Source organism: Paenibacillus sp. GCM10027629, from assembly GCF_042676425.1.
Lineage (GTDB): Bacteria > Bacillota > Bacilli > Paenibacillales > Paenibacillaceae > Paenibacillus_K > Paenibacillus_K terrigena.
On sequence record NZ_JBHTGZ010000003.1, the window covers coordinates 224403 to 243401 of the forward strand.

The 18999-nt window shown below is 46.5% G+C and carries 4 protein-coding genes; 3 read left to right on the top strand and 1 reads right to left on the bottom strand.

Annotation, left to right across the window (positions count from 1 at the left end; all coding sequences use genetic code 11):
* Positions 1-627, bottom strand: a 627-nt coding sequence (locus ACFQZR_RS01710) for a helix-turn-helix transcriptional regulator (protein WP_483874908.1), incomplete at its 3' end; no start/stop codon positions are given.
* Between the two features lie 390 nt (positions 628-1017).
* Between ACFQZR_RS01710 and ACFQZR_RS01715 the strand changes: the two genes are divergently transcribed.
* The 3 genes from ACFQZR_RS01715 to ACFQZR_RS01725 all read left to right on the top strand — a co-directional run bounded on the left by ACFQZR_RS01715 (position 1018) and on the right by ACFQZR_RS01725 (position 18657).
* A complete protein-coding gene (locus ACFQZR_RS01715; RefSeq protein WP_379342279.1) occupies positions 1018-6270 on the top strand; it encodes an Ig-like domain-containing protein in 5253 nt (1750 codons plus the stop codon).
* A gap of 308 nt (positions 6271-6578) precedes the next feature.
* Positions 6579-12572 carry a carbohydrate-binding protein gene (locus tag ACFQZR_RS01720; protein ID WP_379342281.1) on the top strand — a complete coding sequence of 1998 codons (5994 nt, stop codon included), beginning with the start codon at positions 6579-6581 and terminating at the stop codon, positions 12570-12572.
* Positions 12573-12954: 382 nt separating this feature from the next.
* On the top strand, positions 12955-18657 hold the full coding sequence (locus ACFQZR_RS01725; protein WP_379342283.1) for a DUF7402 domain-containing protein: 5703 nt from the start codon (positions 12955-12957) through the stop codon (positions 18655-18657).
* The last annotated feature ends 342 nt before the right edge of the window (positions 18658-18999 follow it).

Sequence of the window (18999 nt, forward strand, 5' to 3'; positions counted from 1 at the left end):
TGAAATCTGTCTGATGTTGTCATTGGTTTGAATCAACATTAATTTCGCTGTGTTTATTTTCACCCGATTAGCGTATACGATAGGAGATTCACCCACAATTTCTTTGAAGGTCGTGCAGAAGAAATTTTTACTTAAGCCAGCGAGAGCTGACAACTGTTCTAAAATGATAAATGAAGCTGGATGACTATCAATGAACGCTTTCGCTTTAAGAACTCCGCCCAGATGCCTCCGAAGAGAAGGATGACGAGAGGCTAACACGACTTCATCATCGTTCATTTGATAAAGCTTGTACAGCAGCTGCATCAGCAAAGTTTTTAAAGTGAATTGATCGTGATTCCCCGATTGAACATATTTGTCGAACATATTTCTGAACAGCATTTCCCAATTCGGATCTCTTATGTCTTCAAACATCGGGAAGATTTCTTTCCAATGCTCTTCGGAGTTTCCAGCTTCAGGGTTGCTTAATGAGAATGGGCCTTTATAAAGTGGTTCTTTGGTTGGATCATACGATATGTCGAAAACCACGAGGTGGCAATAATAGGGTGCAAAGCCTTGCACCTTTACGCCGGGAGGACGGAAAAACAATTTTCCCTCGTGCGCATTCGTCCTCTTGCCTTCCGTTACCATATATCCTTCCCCCCAAGTTATCAATTCCAATTCAAACCACCGAGTCGTTCTTGAAGGGAAGGGTTCTCCTGCGGGAGGGCAATTCGTTGAATTGACATTTATACAATAAAGGATGTACGGATTTATTACGTTCAAGAATGGATTGGACACAGACTCACCCCTCCTTATTTTCTATCACTAAAATTATATAAAAATTGAGGAATATTGTTAAACATTTCAATAGAAATGTTTATTTTTTTCGGAGTTTATTTGTGACAAGATTGAGGTAAATCGTGTAATAAGAATTACTGTGAAAGGAGATGGTTGAGATATCCTAGCGAATCATTAGCAAGATTTAGACTGATCTTAATAATCATATTAAATTCTGTTATTTTCGAGGGAGGAAAGTCCGTGTCCAGAAAGAGTATCAGCATTTTTGTAATCGCTTGCATGGTTTTGTCGATGTTCGCAACAATGAACAATAACGCATATGCAAACACACCAAGTGCGTTCAACATTCAAGCTGAATTTTTTGTTTCGCCCACAGGCAGCGACACTAATCCTGGTACTTACGAACAGCCCTTGGCCACGCTGGATGGCGCACGCAAAGCTGTTAGAACCATTAATGGTAATATGAGCGGCGACATCTATATTTTCTTTAAACCGGGTACCTATTACACACTGAATACGGTCAACTTTACCACGGAAGATTCCGGCACGAATGGACACCATGTTATCTACAAAACATTGGGCGCACCAGGGAGTGCAACATTTGTAGGAGGCATAAAAACAACCTCTGTTTGGTCGCAAGTACAGGCATCAACCGACTCGAATAACCCAGATTCAGATATGCTGCAAAATTTGATCGGCAAAGTTTACAAGACAAACCTGAATGCACAACTGGGCGCCTTGTTCCCGAGTGGATTGCCTGCAACGTCAGGTCCGCTTCCAAACAATCCAAATGGTAAGTTTGACGTTAACACTCTATATGTCAACGACTCAAGAGCAACTCAAGCGCGTACTCTTAACTCTAATAAATACCCCGGTTATCCCTCGACATTGTTGGAGAATCCTCTTTATTCGGCGAACGGAACATACAGCTCGATGCAATACAAAGCAGCCGATGAAAACAAGATTTACACTCAAGCCTTGATTAATGCACAGGCGCGCAGAGATTTGAGTGTTCAGATTGTTGGTAACGACATTGGCAACGGACGCTCATGGGATTCTAATACTTTGCCGGTGAAAAGTATAAATACAACTACTCGCACATTAACCTTTAATCCGAATGACACTGGCAAATGGAGCACGGCCGATGGAGAATTTGCATCGTTTTATAGCATAGGTGCCAACTCCCGCTATTTCTTGCAAGGTAATCTTGCTTATCTGGATACCCCGGGCGAGTTCTATTACAATGCCAAATCCGGTGATTTGTACTATTATCCAACATCTGAACAAACCGATTTAAGCGCACAAGATATTGTTGTACCTACGACAGGGAGCATTGTAAATATACTCGGAAACCGTACCGGCACATGGGACAGCACAGTAATTACTCCTGTAAAAAACATTACATTCGATGGACTGGGGTTTAAAGACACCAGCTTCCCGGATTATTACAGTCCCAATTGGCCATGGTTGCAGTATGGATCAGGTGTATTTGGCTATGCGTTCCCTAGCTATGCAGCAAATTCTACCAACCCGATTTATAGCGGTCAAAGTGAGCGTCCGCAGTTCCAAGTTGGCAATATAACAATTGAGAACGCCGATTCTATTACGATTACAAATTCTCAGATTAAAAACGCAGGTATGAATGGTGTTATATTAAAAACTGGTGTTACGAACAGCGCGGTCAAAAACAGCCTAATCGAATATTGCGGTAATAACGGTGTGGACATACAGGGCGGTTTCCCGGGCGTGGACGGCACTTCAAATGCTGTCAGTTTTACGAACCACAATTTGATTGAGAATAACGTTATCCATGACTTGGGCCAACTGGTCTTGCAAGCATCAGGCGTTGCTATAAATAACGCAACCAGTAACACCGTTTCACATATCGAGGTATACAACTCACCGCGTAGAGCAATTCTCTTGAACAGCAGTGACGTTCAAGGATGGAATAATACAGGCCCAAGCGGTTCGCGTAACTATTCTCCGACTCCGTATGTACTTTCGCGCGATCAATATGGTTACGACAACAAATTTTCCTACATTTACATTCATCATGTTCAACAGGACGGAAATGACGACGGAGCATTCATGACAGCGTTCTTGTATTATCCGGGTGATAATTATTCCAGGCCTAACTACATCAATCAAATGGTAATTGATCATATCGCCGCAAATCCACAATTGTCAAACCAAGGTATGACGAATATAACGCCCAATAACATCAACTTTGATATGGGCTGGGTCGGTTTGGAAGTTTCCAACGTCAAATCTGTAAATCCGCAGCATTACAATATTGAAAATGATCATTTACAAGACGGACAGGTGAAAGTCACAAATAGTAATTTTTACTTTAAGGATGCAAATGACGGTTTATCGAAATTTGATGATTCGAAAATGGATTATGCCAATATCGGTGTTCTACCAAGCAGCTTCCCGTCTGAATACGCGCATGCTATCACGAATACCAAAGCAGAAGTACCGTCTGACGTCTATTTTGGCGATAACTTTGAAAATGGAATTAATTTAAGCCAATGGAACTACAGCGGCGCTATGCCGACCATCAATCCATTGTATATGTCCGAAGGCGGTTTTGGCGGCACCTCGTCTCTAGAAATTAACGATTCCGGCTCCAGCAAACCTGTGTTGTACCGCAATTTCTCAAACCAGCTTAACAAAAAGGTAAGCGTTAAAATATTTGATAATTCTTCAACCGACCATACCACTTATGGTACAGGCTATCCGATCACCTATGCAGGCAAAACCTTCGCCCGTGCAGACGATGGCACCAATATTGTCGGACTGGGGATCGACCCAAGCGCCACAAATGGCGGCCAGTACTACGTGATGAACATTGGCGGCGCCAAAACTGCAACCAGTGTGCTCCGTACCACCGGTTGGCATACACTCTCACTTGATTATTCTACACCTGGTACCATCGTGCTTTCCGTTGACGGGACAGTCGTTAATACACTGAACAGCTCTACGTGGGCCAATACACCAAATTCTTTTAACTATGTATCACTCGGCTCGACGGATGGTACTGGCGACAATTTCTATGATCAGTTTTATATTTACGAAGGTCAAGACGCGCCAGCAGCGCAGCCAATTGTGCCGTCAGGCGGTACGATTCCGCCTTATACTCCACCATCCTCAGGTCCACTTTTAAATTGGGATTTCGAAAGTGGCTCAATGCCGGTGCCACAGAGTACGACTTCAAGTACGGGTCCAACAACTCTTAACGCAAATGGATTTACAAATTTCTTTAACGGAAATCTTAGTGTTGTGGAAAATCCACAAAAAGCGGATAGCGGCAGCTCATATACCACTAACACCAGTAACAAAGCAATGTATATTAGTGGCGGCGTCTCACTTTATGCACCGCAACCTCTACCAACATGGAGTAATTATACTTACAACATTAACTACATGCTCAATAGCTGGACTGGTACTGCTATACACGATATGTTAGGGTTTAATGTTTATCAGCAACAGCCAACTAACAACAACCTTCAGTATAACCCCGCGACATATCAGGTAGCACTTATTAGGAATAAGGCTGGAACTGGAAATAATTATAGCCTTCCGAATAATGGAAGCCCTTATTTGCTGATACGCCAAATTAATCCTTCAATGAATTTGGCCTCGTTGCAGCTTCCGGCATCCTTTGCTGATACATCAGTGTGGCACACATTGAGCGTTTCACTGGGCAATGGCAATATTTCTGCCACGCTTGACGGACAATATACAACTTCGGCACAGACAAATACCTTTACAAGCGGCACCTTTGGATTCTACACCTTTGACTGCAATGCATACTTTGACAATATTAGTGTTAAGCCGAATCAACCTGATATGGTATACGACGCCAATCTCAAACTGGGCAATGCAACCTTGAATGGCGCGTTTAACCCTGGTTATGCAACCTACACAGCCGCGATTACCGATATTGCACAACCAGTAACGCTTGTCATGCCCACTGCCGCAATAACAGGCACAACCTACAGCATTTCACTAAACGGCAATGACATTACAAGCAGTTTTCCAGACACATCGACTCCTGTAGCATTGGCTCTGGTTCACGGTACGAACACCTTGACTATTACACAGAAAACTCTGTCAGGCTCAATAACGAATTACACTGTAAGTATCTTGAAGCCTTATTCATCTGCTACAGTGGATCCTATTCCACCTATAGCTACAACGGTTGGAACAGGACCCGCTCTTCCTGCCAAAGCAACCGCGCACTTTGATGACGGTGGCACTGAACAGTTTGCAATCAACTGGAATATCGTTGACAGAAGCATGATCAACAATCCCGGAACATATTCCGTTTACGGAAAGCTGTTGGGTATTGGATTGCAGGTCAGTGCAACAATAAGCGTCGAGGGACTCGAGTCGATGGGCAAACTCGACGATGTATCCACGAATGCAGGTACTGCACCGGTATTACGGCAAACGATTAGCGCACAATTTACCAATGAATCTAATGATTTGGCATTAACGTTTGCCGAATTCGCCCCTGCCTTGTACGCAAGCGCCGGCACCATCATTGCGGTTGCACGAGTTGACCAATATGCGTTTGATGTTCTGCAAAAGGTGAAGGTATTGCCCGGTCAACCGGCCGAAGCGTTTACGCTCAGCCTGAACCAACCGTCCTACAGCCTTTCCATTGGCGATACATTGGCAACGGTTGTGTCAGCGACCTACAAGGATTCCGGCACCGTGAAGGATGTCACTTCGCTCGCCGTATTTACGACGGCGGATGGGAAGGTCGCCTCTGTCGATAACAAAGGAGTAATGACTGGGGTAGCAGAAGGAAGCACGACGGTCAGCGCATCCTATGGCGGCGAAAAGGTGACGGCGCAGGTACATGTGACGAAGCGTGATGCGCAGCAAACGGCCGTGCAGCTGACAGGACCGGCTTCGGTAATAAAGGGTGAGCCGTTTGCCGTACGCCTCGGTCTGAAGCAGGTGCATGAGCCAGTCTTTGCTCAAGATATGCTGATCCAGTACGATCCGAATCTCTACGAATTCCAGGATGCGGTTGCCATGCGCGAAGGCTTAACGGTCTATAAACAGCCATCGCAGACGCCGGGACAACTTCGTTTGATTCTTGCAAGTCTGGGAGCGGGCCATGCGATCGCAAGCGATGCGGATATCGTCGAACTGAAATTCGTCGCGAAGCAAGTAGCGCAGAGCGCAAGCGGATCGATTGCTGTGACAAGCGCAACGATCGGGGATGCGCAAGGGCAGGAAAGCAATGCGCTCCCGGCATCCGTGACCGTCGAAGTGACAACGTCGACTGAATTGCCTGGCGACGTCAACCACGACGGCAAATACTCAATCGCCGACCTTGCCATCGCAGCGGCGCATTACGGCATGACCAAAGATCATCCGGATTGGAATAAGTTCAAATCTGCCGACATGGACAGCAATGGCGTGATCGATATTGTTGACCTAGCAGCGATTGCCAAGAAAATTATTGAAGTGTAACACCATACCCATAACCGTTCGGACGATCGCGATCATCCGGACGGTTTTTTTCATACAAGAAAATCGAAAAACAACACAATCTTAATGAAAAGTGCTTATTTTAAAGACCCGCTGTAGCCAGTTTTTAGAGGAAGATCTCCTTTTTTCTGTATTCAATAGTTAGTTGATCCACTAAGGTGATATTGCAACGCATTATTTTGAATTTTTGAAACACGGGGGAGGATGCTTATCGAGTAGTTCCTACAGATTTGTTAAGCAACGATCAACACGAAGTACTTAACAATAAACTTAATTGGAGGAATTTACGGGTGAGGAAAAAAATAAAGCAAGTTTTTACTTTTTTATTAGTCAGTGCGATTGTTGTTCCATCACTTTCGTTGCATACGAAAACGGCAGAAGCAGCTCGAACGAACGGCACCGCCCCCTACATCAATCAATGGTCGGTTTCCGGTCCTTTTACCCAAGAGCAGCCGCTTGAAAACGTCGTTCCTGTCATTGGTGAGTCTTTTGCCGATCCGAGCAGCTCAGAAACATCCACCTGGCAATATTTCGACGACCGTATTTTCAACCGCAACTATGACGATTACAATGACCTGATGGGATATTTTGATGTGAAGCAGGGGCAGGATACAACCGACAAGTGGGTTGTGGCCGCCACTTATGTTTACAGCCCCAAAGCGCAAACGGTTCAGTGGCAAGTCGGCGGTTCGGGGGTGTATAAGCTTTTCACCAACGACACGCTTAGTGGACAGCAAACCCAAGCCGCATCGCGTGTGAGCAAGAGCGGTACCAAATATCCAATCACATTAAAACAAGGTTGGAACAAGCTTCTTATTGAAATTCAGCACAAAAACCCCGGTACGAACAGAAATTTCCTCGGTTTTTATACAAGGCTTTCCGACAACAATGGTAATGAAATTTCCGGTCTTACATACTCCGTAACGGGACCAAACGTAACAAACAACCAACTGAAAATTGTTACGAAGGGCCTTGCTATTGATAAAAATGCGTTTGATGCAAGGAATGCAAACGTCCCGGCCAACGACTATCCATCTAACACCCTGCCATACGCTTACGACGAAAATCCATATGTATGGATGGATGGTAAAATTGACGGGAAGGAGAACACATCATCCATTGCCCCACAGGCATCTCCTTTTACGTTCCAGGCTGCAGGCGGAGATCCCGGCTACACTTGGGGAATTGTGGATGGCGCATTGCCGCCCGGTCTGACATTGGCTTCTGACGGTCACATGGAAGGTACGGTTGCAGACGGTGCTCATGGCACATCGCAAAAGGATTACACTTTTACAGTGAAGGTAACTGACGCTCAAGGTGTAACTGCAACGCAGCCATATACCATCACGGTTAAGCAAAACCCAGTGGATTGGTTTATTCAGGGCAAAATGTCGGCTCTGTCGCACACGACAGGTACAATGCCGAACTTGTATGACCCGAACTATAACTATGACGAGTGGGCACAGACCGCGAAAGAAATGGGTATGACCATGCTTTCGACAGAAACCATTCAAAACACCGTATACTACTGGCCGTCACCCAACGCTAACTTAACCCCGAGCGACAGCAACAAATTATACAAATACAACGCATTGTATCAGGCTGAGGACGGCACATGGAAAGTCAAAGACCGAGTGATGCAAGCAAAGCAGGCTGCAGAACGTTACGGCTTGAAGTTCGGTGTGTATCTTTCGTCACAGTATGAAGGAAAAGATATCATAGAAAGTGATATCCAGGGGTTGGTCGCAAGATACAATCCATGGTATGTCTTTGCCGATGGTAACCCTCAGGACACTGCCAATGTAGACGTGGCGTGGAGTTCTGCGCGTAACTATAACGACCGTGTTTTAATTGACGCCAACCCGGATCCTCAAACCGGTGACCAAGATATTACACTGCATGAGCGTCCATTCTGGCACAGTGAACCTTACAACAACGGCGGCTGGGGGAATGGTGTTTTACCGCAAACGAGAAAAGTCGCCCATGAGGAATGGAACGATCCGTATACAACCGCATTGGATGTTTGGATAATTTATGCCAACGGCAACGAACGAGACCATTGGCCGGAAGCAACCAAGGAACTCATTAACCAATACGGACACGGTTATGTCATGAATTATGACTCGTCCATAACGGTTACCCGCGGTATGGATAACCTAAGCAGCAATTTGGATAACAACAATATCTTTGCCATGGTGCCGATTTCCTCACAGCAATTATCGGATATGCGCACCTCCATTGCCAAATGGATGGCTAATGCTGGCGGTCCCGACCTGCACGAGTCCCTGTACGGCACAATGCCATACACAATGGACTACACGATTAAATCAGGATGGTATACCGACCCGCAGAAGGCAATCGCCCATGGTCAGGGTCCAGACTGGGGATACGCCATGTCCCGTGATCAGGTTGTCTATTTGCATATGATCAAGAACCTCATTTCCGGTGTGAGCAAGACAGGATTTACCGGCCAAGCCTCGATGAGCGGCATTGGTCCCTTCAATGCTCCGGTTAATAAGGTTGAATGGCTGAACAAGGGTATTTCTCTGCCATTCACCACACAACAGAGCGGGGGAAAATACTACATTACCATCGACACTTCAAGCGTAGTTGCCGACCCGATCGACACCATCTTGAAAATTACAACCGAAGACAAGACAAGAAATTTTGCCATGACAAGCGTTAAGTTGTTCAGCAGCCAGACTTCAACAGATAAGCTGCAGCTCCGTGCGGAGCCTTATATGAATGATTTTACCAATGTTTTCGCGCCTGCAGCGCTTAGCTACTCAAGTGACAATACAAGCGTAGCAACGGTAGATTCTTCAACAGGCTTAGTAAGAGCTGTTGGTGACGGTAAGGCTATAATCACAGTTACAGCAACCTACGATGACGGCGTGAACGCTCCGCAGGTGAAGACCGACACCTATCCTGTCAAGGTATCGGGCGGCATGATTTCGGCTGCACTTCCACTTGTCGGCGTAAATATGTCTACGGACGGTAATTTGTTCTGGGGACAATTCTCTACGAACAAAGACCTGCCCGTGACATTCCAAGGTTTCACGCAAAAAGGCGGCACAGTTGATATTATGGGCGCCACTAATATCAAATACCACTATGCAACCGTTGACGGTAACCGCAACAACCCTACAGGCAAAATCATTGTCACGGAAGTGCCTGCCGATCAAGTGCCGTTCGTTGTAAACGGCAACACAATGCACTTTACAAGTAATGTTGCTAGTTCTACCATGTACTGCTACTGGGCTGACATCACGGTAGACGGAAAGACATATACGACAACTCGTAACTACATTACACTTATTCCGGATGTAAACGTAGCAGCCGGAATTACGCCGACAGTTACAAGCGACAGTAATAACGCCGGAATTTTATCTGACGGCATCATCAACGATTCTACTGGCGGCAATCGCACAAAGTGGGTAGCGCCGGCAAGTGATAACAATCCAAGCATGACCTATGACTTGGGTAAACTGTATAATCTTACTCATGTTAATTTATTCTTTAATCACCATATGCCGAATGCTGACTACGTTACTTACTACAACGTGCCCAACAAAGTAAAGATGGAGTATAGCGTTGACGGTATAAATTGGAAAGCGGGAAATGAAACAAACACACTGTCCGGCGGCGGATTGCCGACATCGAGAAATACACTGGCAGTACCGAAAAGCGATACAACATTATATGCTTGGGAGCAAGATGGCTTGTATTACAACTATCCGGTTGATCCGGGCAAACCGGCCGTGCCAGCGCGTTATGTAAGAATTTCCTTCCCTGGCGGCGGTCAAGGCGGCAGCCCGATTGATATCCTGGAAGCTCAAGTGTTCTCATCAGGAGAAATGGTTGTCGGCAGTGTCGTCAGCAAGGTGATTGCACCGACGGCAATAACCGGCTTGCCATACGGAACAGCTAAGACGGCAGCAGCATTGGGATTGCCTTCCTCGGTAGCATTGGTTACGAATTCAGGAAATGTGTATGCCGATGTGACATGGAATGTCGATGCTGCGAGCTATGATCCGTCTGTCAGTACGGCGCAGACTTTCACGGTATCTGGTACTGTTACCCTGCCTTCTTGGGTCGTAAATCCGAACAATGTACCATTGACAACGAGCATAAGCGTTTCTGTAAAGTCATTTGGCAAAGTGGAAGCAGAAGACTATATTGCGATGTCCGGGATTCAAACAGAAGACAGCTCTGAGGGGACAAAGAATGTAGGATGGACGGATCCGGGTGACTGGATGGACTATACTGTTAATGTGCCAAGTTCAGGAAATTATAAAGTCAATTACAGGGTAGCTGTAAACGCAGGTAATACAGGCAGCGTTAATTTCCTTGTAGATGGTGTTTCGAAAAAAATAACATCCTTCCCGTCAACCGGGGGATGGCAGAATTGGACGACCGTATCCGACGAGGTTAACTTAACTGCCGGCACGCATACCATAAGGTTGGGTATTGTGAAAGGCGGCTGGAATCTGAACTGGTTTGAACTGGTATTCGAAAAAGATACAGTTCAGAGCATCACAGCAATCACAGCACCGGCACCGATAACAGGAGTGGCCAACGGAACGGCAAAAACAGCGGCAGCTCTCGGATTGCCGCAAACTGTGAAATTGGTTACCGATGCAGGGAGTATAGATGCCAGTGTGGCATGGAATGTTGAGACCTCATCCTATGATCCGTCACAACAAACGGAGCAGACCTTCACCGTAAGTGGAACTGTAACCCTGCCTGTAGGGGTAGTAAATCCGAACAACATACCATTGACAACGAGTATCAGTGTAACTGTATTGCCAGTAAATACGACCCAAGTCCCAACAAATTATAAAGCGATGTGGGGCTTCAATAGCAATGGTAACGATAACAGTCCGAATAGATTCAATGCAACATTGAATGGTACAGGCGCAACCTATAGTTCAACAGATCAAAAGGAAGGCAGCGCTTCACTCAGCCTGGACGGAAGTAAGGGGAGCTATGCTAGCGCAAGCCTGGTAACAACAAATACAGACAATATGACCTTGTCTGCATGGGTGAAATGGAACGGAGCAACTTCAAGCGCCCAACAGATCTTAGTAAACGGTAATACAAGTCGAAGCGGCTATTCCATATTCCTCGATCATGGGAATAGCGATAAGGTATCCTTATTGCTTAGCGGTAAGGCTGTCATAGGATCGGATACAGTGTTACCTGTAGGACAATGGACCAATATCACGACGGTAAGGAGAAATGGTACTTGGGAGCTCTATATCAACGGCAAAAGTGTACTCACAAAGGTGAATTCTACTGGTCCGAATACACCTGATACCGGGACTTATATCGGGGGCAATCAGAACGGTGCTGAAAACTTCAATGGATTCATAGATGCTGCTAGAATATATGACACAGCTTTATCCCCGAGTCAGTTACAGGCAATTGCAAATGAAGAAGAGGAAACTGGCAGCGTTCCTGTAGCTACATGGAGCGACGCGGGTATAGTGACAGCAGGTCAGCCATTTGAATTGAAGGTTGGGCTGAGCAACATTACGCAAATCGTAAACAAGCAAGTGTACGCTCAAGATTTGACGCTTCACTATGATCCTTCGAAGCTGCAGTTTGAATCTGTTGCATCGCTGAAGGACGGATTCCAGGTCATTGAGCAGAAGGAAACCGCTCCGGGACAAATCCGGATTGTGGCTGCCAGCGTGGGCGCGAACGTACCTGCCCAAGGCGAATTGCTTTCCTTCAAATTTACGGCCAAATCTGTAACTCAGGCAACCCAGACGACAGTTTCTGTTGATCGTGTAGTCATTGCGGGCGGGCAGGGTCATGAACTGCAGGTCGGTGGAGCTTCCCGTGATATTCAAATCAGTATCCCTAGTACATCTGTAGATAAATCGTTCTTGAATGCGTCGATCGCAAGCGCTCAGGCAAAGTACGATGCAGCTGTGGAAGGCAACGGGGACGGACAGTATGCGATTGGATCTAAAGCGCAATTGCAGTCGGCGATCGACACGGCTCGCGTGACAGCGAACGATTCGAATGCCACGCAGCAGCAGGTGGATAGCGCGCAAGCAGCATTGGATGCAGCAGTTCAAGTATTCGAAAGCAGGAAAATAACTGCAGATGTCAATGGAGATGGAAAAATCTCTATTGGAGACTTGGCTATCATTGCAGGAGCATACGGCAAACAACAGGGTCAGGCGGGCTGGAATGAGAAAGCGGATGTGAATCATGACGGTAAGGTTGATATTGAAGACCTTGCAATCGTAGCTAGAGCGATCTTGAAATAAAAACAACCCACATCGTCAAGAATGGAAATTCTGTTAAATTGATTAATGATTGAGGCCTAGTATTCAAAAAATCCGTTCGGACGATCGCAATCGTCCGGGCGGTTTTTTACTTTTGATGCTAATGTGGTACAAATGACTCGAAAAACAACACATTCTCAATGAAAAATGCTTATTTTAAAGACACGGAAAAGCCAAATTTCAAAGAAAGAGCACCTTTTTTCTGTATTCAATAGTTAGTTGATCCGCTAAGGTGATATTGCAACGCATTATTTTGAGTTTTTGAAACACGGGGGAGGATGCTTATCGAGTAGTTCCTACAGGTTTGTTAAGCAACGATCGATACGAAGTACTTAACAAAAAACTTAAATGGAGGAATATACGAGTGAGGAAAAAAATAAAGCAAGTCTTTACTTTTTTATTAGCCAGTGCAATTGTGGTTCCATCATTTTCGTTGGGAACGAAAACGGCAGAAGCGGCTCGAACGAGCGGCACTGCGCCTTATATCAATCAATGGGCGGTTTCCGGTCCTTTTACTAATGAGCAACCGCTTGGAAACGCCGTTCCTGTCATTGGCGAGTCTTTTGCCGATCCGAGCAACTCAGAAACATCCACCTGGCAATATTTCGATGACCGGATCTTCAACCGCAACTATGACGATTACAATGATCTGATGGGTTATTTTGATGTCAAGCAAGGACAGAATACAACCGACAAATGGGTTGTCGCCGCCACCTATGTTTACAGCCCCAAAGCGCAAACGGTTCAGTGGCAGGTCGGCGGTTCGGGTGTGTATAAGCTGTTCGCCAACGACACGCTTAGTGGACAACAAACCTCAGCCGCATCGCGTGTGAACAAGAACGGTACCAAATATCCAATCGCATTAAAACAAGGCTGGAACAAGCTTCTCATTGAATTGCAGCACAAAAACCCCGGCACGAACAAGAATTTCCTCGGCTTCTATACAAGACTTTCCGACACCAATGGCAATGAAATTTCAGGTCTCACCTATTCTGTAACGGGGCCAAACGTAACCAACAACCAACTGAAAATTGTTACGCAGGGCCTTGCGATCGATAAAAATGGATTTGAAGCCCGTAATGCCAATGTCCCGGCTAATGACTATCCGTCCAACACGCTGCCATACGCTTACGACGAAAATCCATATGTATGGATGGTTGGTAAAATTGACGGGAAGGAGAACACATCATCCATTGCTCCACAGGCATCTCCTTTTACATTCCAGGCTGCGGGCGGAAATCCCGGCTACACCTGGGGAATTGTGGAGGGAGCATTGCCGCCAGGTCTGACATTGGCAGCAGACGGTCACATTGAAGGTGCCGTTGCAGACGGCGCTCATGGTACATCGCAAAAGGATTACACTTTCTCCGTGAAAGTAACAGACGCCCAAGGTCTTACTGCAACAGAGCAATATTCCATAACCGTTAAGAAAAACCCGGTGGATTGGTTTATTGAGGGCAAAATGTCGGCCCTGTCGCACACCACAGGCACAATGCCGAACCTTTATGACCCGAACTTTAACTATGACGTGTGGGCACAGACCGCGAAAGAAATGGGTATGACCATGCTTTCTACAGAAACCTTGCAAAATACGGTCTACTACTGGCCGTCATCCAACGCAAACTTAACCCCGAGTGACAGCAACAAATTATACAAATACAATGCTTTGTACCAGTCTGAGGATGGCAAATGGCAGGTTAAAGACAGAGTGATGCAAGCCAAGCAGGCTGCAGAGCGTTACGGTTTGAAATTCGGGGTGTACGTGTCGTCGCTGTATGAAGGCAGAGAGATTTTAGAAAGCGATATCCAAGGGCTGGTCGCAAGATACAATCCATGGTATCTTTTTGCCGATGGCGGACCCGAGAGCTATTCGAATGTCGACGTAGCATGGAGTTCTGCCCGCAACTATAACGACCGTGTATTGATCGATGCCAACCCCAATGCTCAGACCGGCGACCAAGATATTACGCTTTACGAGCGTCCATTCTGGCACAGCGAACCTTATAACGACGGCGGCTGGAGAAACGGTATATTGCCGCAAACAAGAAAAGTTGCCCATGAGGAATGGAACGACCCGTATACAACCGCATTGGATGTTTGGACAATTTACGCCAAAGGCAACGAACGCGATAATTGGGCGGAAGCAACCAAGGAACTCATTAATCAATACGGACACGGTTATGTCATGAATTATGACTCGTCCATCACGGTTACCCGCGGTATGGATAACCTGAGCAGCAATTTGGATAACAACAACATCTTCTCGATGGTGCCGATTTCCTCACAGCAATTGTCGGATATGCGTGCTTCCATTGTAAAGTGGATTGTAAATGCCGGCGGTCCTGACCTGCATGAGTCCCTGTACGGCACAATGCCATACACGATGGATTACACCAAGAAAACAGGCTGGTATTCCGACCCGCAGATGGCGATCGCCCACGGACAGGGTCCAGACTGGGGTTACGCCATGTCCCGCGACCAGTTTGTCTATATGCATATGATCAAAAATTTGATTTCCGGTACGAGCAAGAAGGGATTTAACGGCCAAGCTTCCATGAGCGGTATTGGTCCGTTCAATGATCCGGTTCAAAAGGTCGAATGGCTGAATAAGGGGGGAACTCTGCCTTTCACAACACAACAAAACAACGGAAAATACTATATTACGATTGACACTTCAAGCGTAGTTGCCGATCCGATCGATACAATCTTGAAAATTACTACCGAAGACCCTACAAGAAATTTTGCGATGACAAGTGTAAAGTTGTTCAGCAGTCAGACTTCAACAGACAAGCTGCAACTTAGAGCGGAGTCTTATATGAATAACTACACCAATGTTTTCGCACCTGCTGCGCTTCGTTACACAAGTGACAATACAAGCGTTGCAACGGTAGACGCTGCAACAGGTTTAATATCAGTTGCCGGTGACGGTAAAGCTACAATCACAGTTACAGCAACCTATAGTGATGGTGTGAACGCTCCTCAGGTGAAGACTGACACCTATCCTGTCAAGGTATCGGGCGGTGTGATTTCGGCAGCGCTTCCGCTTGTTGGCGTGAATATGTACACGAACGGCAATTTGTACTGGGGTCAATTCTCCATGAACAAAGACATTCCTGTGACATTCCAAGGATTTACACAAAAAGGCGGCGCGGTTGATATTCTTGGCGGCACAAATATCAAATACCACTATGCAACCGTTGACGGGAACCGCAACAACCCTACAGGTAAAATCATTGTCACGGAAGTGTCTGCCAATCAAGTACCGTTTGTTGTCAACGGCAACACCATGCAATTTACAGGCAAAGTTTCCGCTCCAACGATGTACAGCTACTGGGCTGACATCACGGTAGACGGAAAGACATATACATCGACTCGTAACTACATTACACTTATCCCGGATGCCAATGTTGCAGCTGGCATTACGCCGACTGTTACAAGTGACAGCGCTAACGCTGCAAAATTATCTGACGGCATCATCAACGATGTAACCGGCGGTAATCTCGCAAAGTGGGCAGCGCAGGCAACGGATAATAATCCAAGCATTACATATGACTTGGGGAAACTGCATGATCTTACCCGCGTGAATGTATTCTTCAACCACCATATGCCGAATGCTGACTACGTTACTTACTACAATGTACCTAGCAAAGTAAAGATTGAGTATAGCGTTGACGGTGTCAATTGGATAGCAGGTCATGAAACAAACACTTTGTCGGGCGGTGGACTACCAACATCGAGAAATACATTGGCCGTTCCGAAAAGCGATACAACTTTGTATGCTTGGGAGCAAGAGGGCTTGTATTACAACTATCCAGTGGATCCAAGCAAACCTAATGTGAGGGCTCGTTATGTAAGAGTTTCGTTCCCTGGCGGTGGTCAAGGCGGCAGCCCGGTTGATGTGCTCGAGGTTCAGGTGTTCTCATCCGGAGATTTATCGGCACTTGAGTCACTTAAGCTTGATCCGAAAATCGGTGCGGATCACAAATCGGTAACGGTGGATGTACAAGGTTATTCCTTCTTAGGGGATCCGTTAGATCTAACGAATGCGAAAATCTCATTCACAAGCGACAAACCGTCCGTTGCTTCCGTTGGCGCAAATGGGATCATTACAGCGGGGACAGCAGGGAAAGCGAAGATCCAAGTCATCGCAACACTTGGCAGTTATAGCGCGAGCGGTTATTTCATTGTAGATGTTGACGCTGACGGCAAATTTCAACTGAATCCTTATCTAAGCGAAGTAAAGCTAACGCTGGATCGTAGCACAATCAAGAAGAACGAACCGATCATAGCCGCGTTAAAGGGAACATTAAACACGGGCGAACAGGCTGACTTATCTGCAGCGACTGTTGAATATGTTTTCAGCGATCCGAGATTAGAGGTCGTCCCGGGCAGTAATACCATTATCGTAAAAGATGCAGTTACGAAGACATTCCAATCGACGGTGAAAGGAACCGTCACGCTTCAGGGCGTAGCGGTGGATACCAATGAGGCAACAATTACGGCTCAAAGCGTGAATGTAGCTGGCATCGCGAATGTATCCGTATCGTCCGTAAGGGATCGAAATGGCGATCCGAACGGAAATAATCAAGATGACCGGTATTTGGGCGTAAAAGCTACGGATGGGAATAAATCGACGACTTGGGCGGCGAAGAAAGCAGACAAATCGCCTTGGATAAAACTTCAATTCCCTGAGAATAAACAAATAAGCCATGTTAACTTGATTGACCGAGGACACGACGTGAATCAGATTGTTGAAGGTCTTCTGGAATGGGAAGGCGGCAGCAAAAAGGTCGTCAATATGAAGTGGGAAGGTCAACCGGATAATATTGTGACATTCGAAACACCAATAACGACAAGCTGGATTAAATTTACGATTGACCCTGACAATAAATACAATAATCCGGCCGATGCAGAATGCGGCTTGGCAGAATTTGAGGTTTATGAAGCACAGCAAACCGTAAAATCCATCGTGGATTATAAATCGGTTGCAGTAGATACGAACATCGGCGTCATCCCTGTTCTTCCTGCACAGGTCGAGGCCGTTTACAACGATGGAACAACAGGGCTCGTAGACGTTGCTTGGGAGCCGATTACCAAAGAGATGGTTGCCAAAGCCGGTGTATTTACCGCTCAAGGAACGGTCGTAGGCAGCACCGTCAAAGCAAAAGCAACGTACAGAGTCGCCGGTCAACCGACCGAAGCGTTTACGCTCAGCCTGAATCAACCGTCCTACAGCCTTGCGATTGGCGATACGCTGCCGACTGTCGTGACAGCGACTTACAAGGATTCCGGCACCGTGAAGGATGTCACTTCGCTCGCCGTATTTACGACGGCGGACGGAACGATCGCTGCCATCGATAACAAAGGCGTGTTAACCGGGGTAGCTGAAGGAAGCACGACGATCAGCGCATCCTATGGCGGCGAAACGGTGACGGCGCAGGTACAAGTATCAAAGCATGACGCACAGCAAACGGCAGTGAAGCTTACAGGCCCGGCTTCGGTATTGAAGGGTGATTCGTTTACCGTACGCCTCGGTCTGAAGCAGGTGCATGAGCCGGTCTTTGCTGAAGATATGCTGATCCAGTATGATCCGAATCTCTATGAATTCCAGGATGCGGTTCCGATGCGCGATGGCTTAACAGTATACAAACAGCCAACGCAGACGCCTGGACAAATTCGTTTGATTCTTGCAAGTCTAGGGACAGATCATGCGATCGCAAGCGATGCTGATTTGATCGAGCTGAAATTTGCGGCAAAGCAAGTACCGCAAAGTGCAAGCGGATCGATTGCAGTGACAAGCGCAACGATCGGGGATGCGCAGGGGCAGGAAAGCAATGCGCTTCCGGCATCTGTGACCGTAGAAGTGAAGGCGTCCATTGAATTGCCGGGCGACGTCAACCACGACGGCAAATACTCCATCGCCGACCTTGCGATCGCAGCGGCACATTACGGCATGACTCAGCAGCATCCAGAATGGAACAAGTTCAAGTCGGCCGACGTGGACGGCAATGGCGTGATCGACATTGTTGACCTTGCGGCGATTGCGAAGAAAATTATTGAAGCCTAGTAACACATCCAACACAAACCGCTCGGACGATCGCGATCGTCCGAGCGGTTTTTCTCATCAATTTAATGAAAAGTGCTTATTTTAAAGATACGCTATCGCTATTTTTCAGAGGAAGATCTACTTTTTTCTGTATTCAAGATGTTTCAGATCCATTAGAGTAAAGTTGCAAATTAACAGTACTTCATAATTTTGATCATGATGGATGATGTGTATCGGGGTGTATCGGCTTGAGGAGCTCGACAAGAAGATGAACTTGACATTGCTCGCAGGGCGACAAAGGAGGGTGGGATATCCCTGTCACGGAAATGAAGAAAAGGAGAAGAGGAACAGGAGGTAAGGACT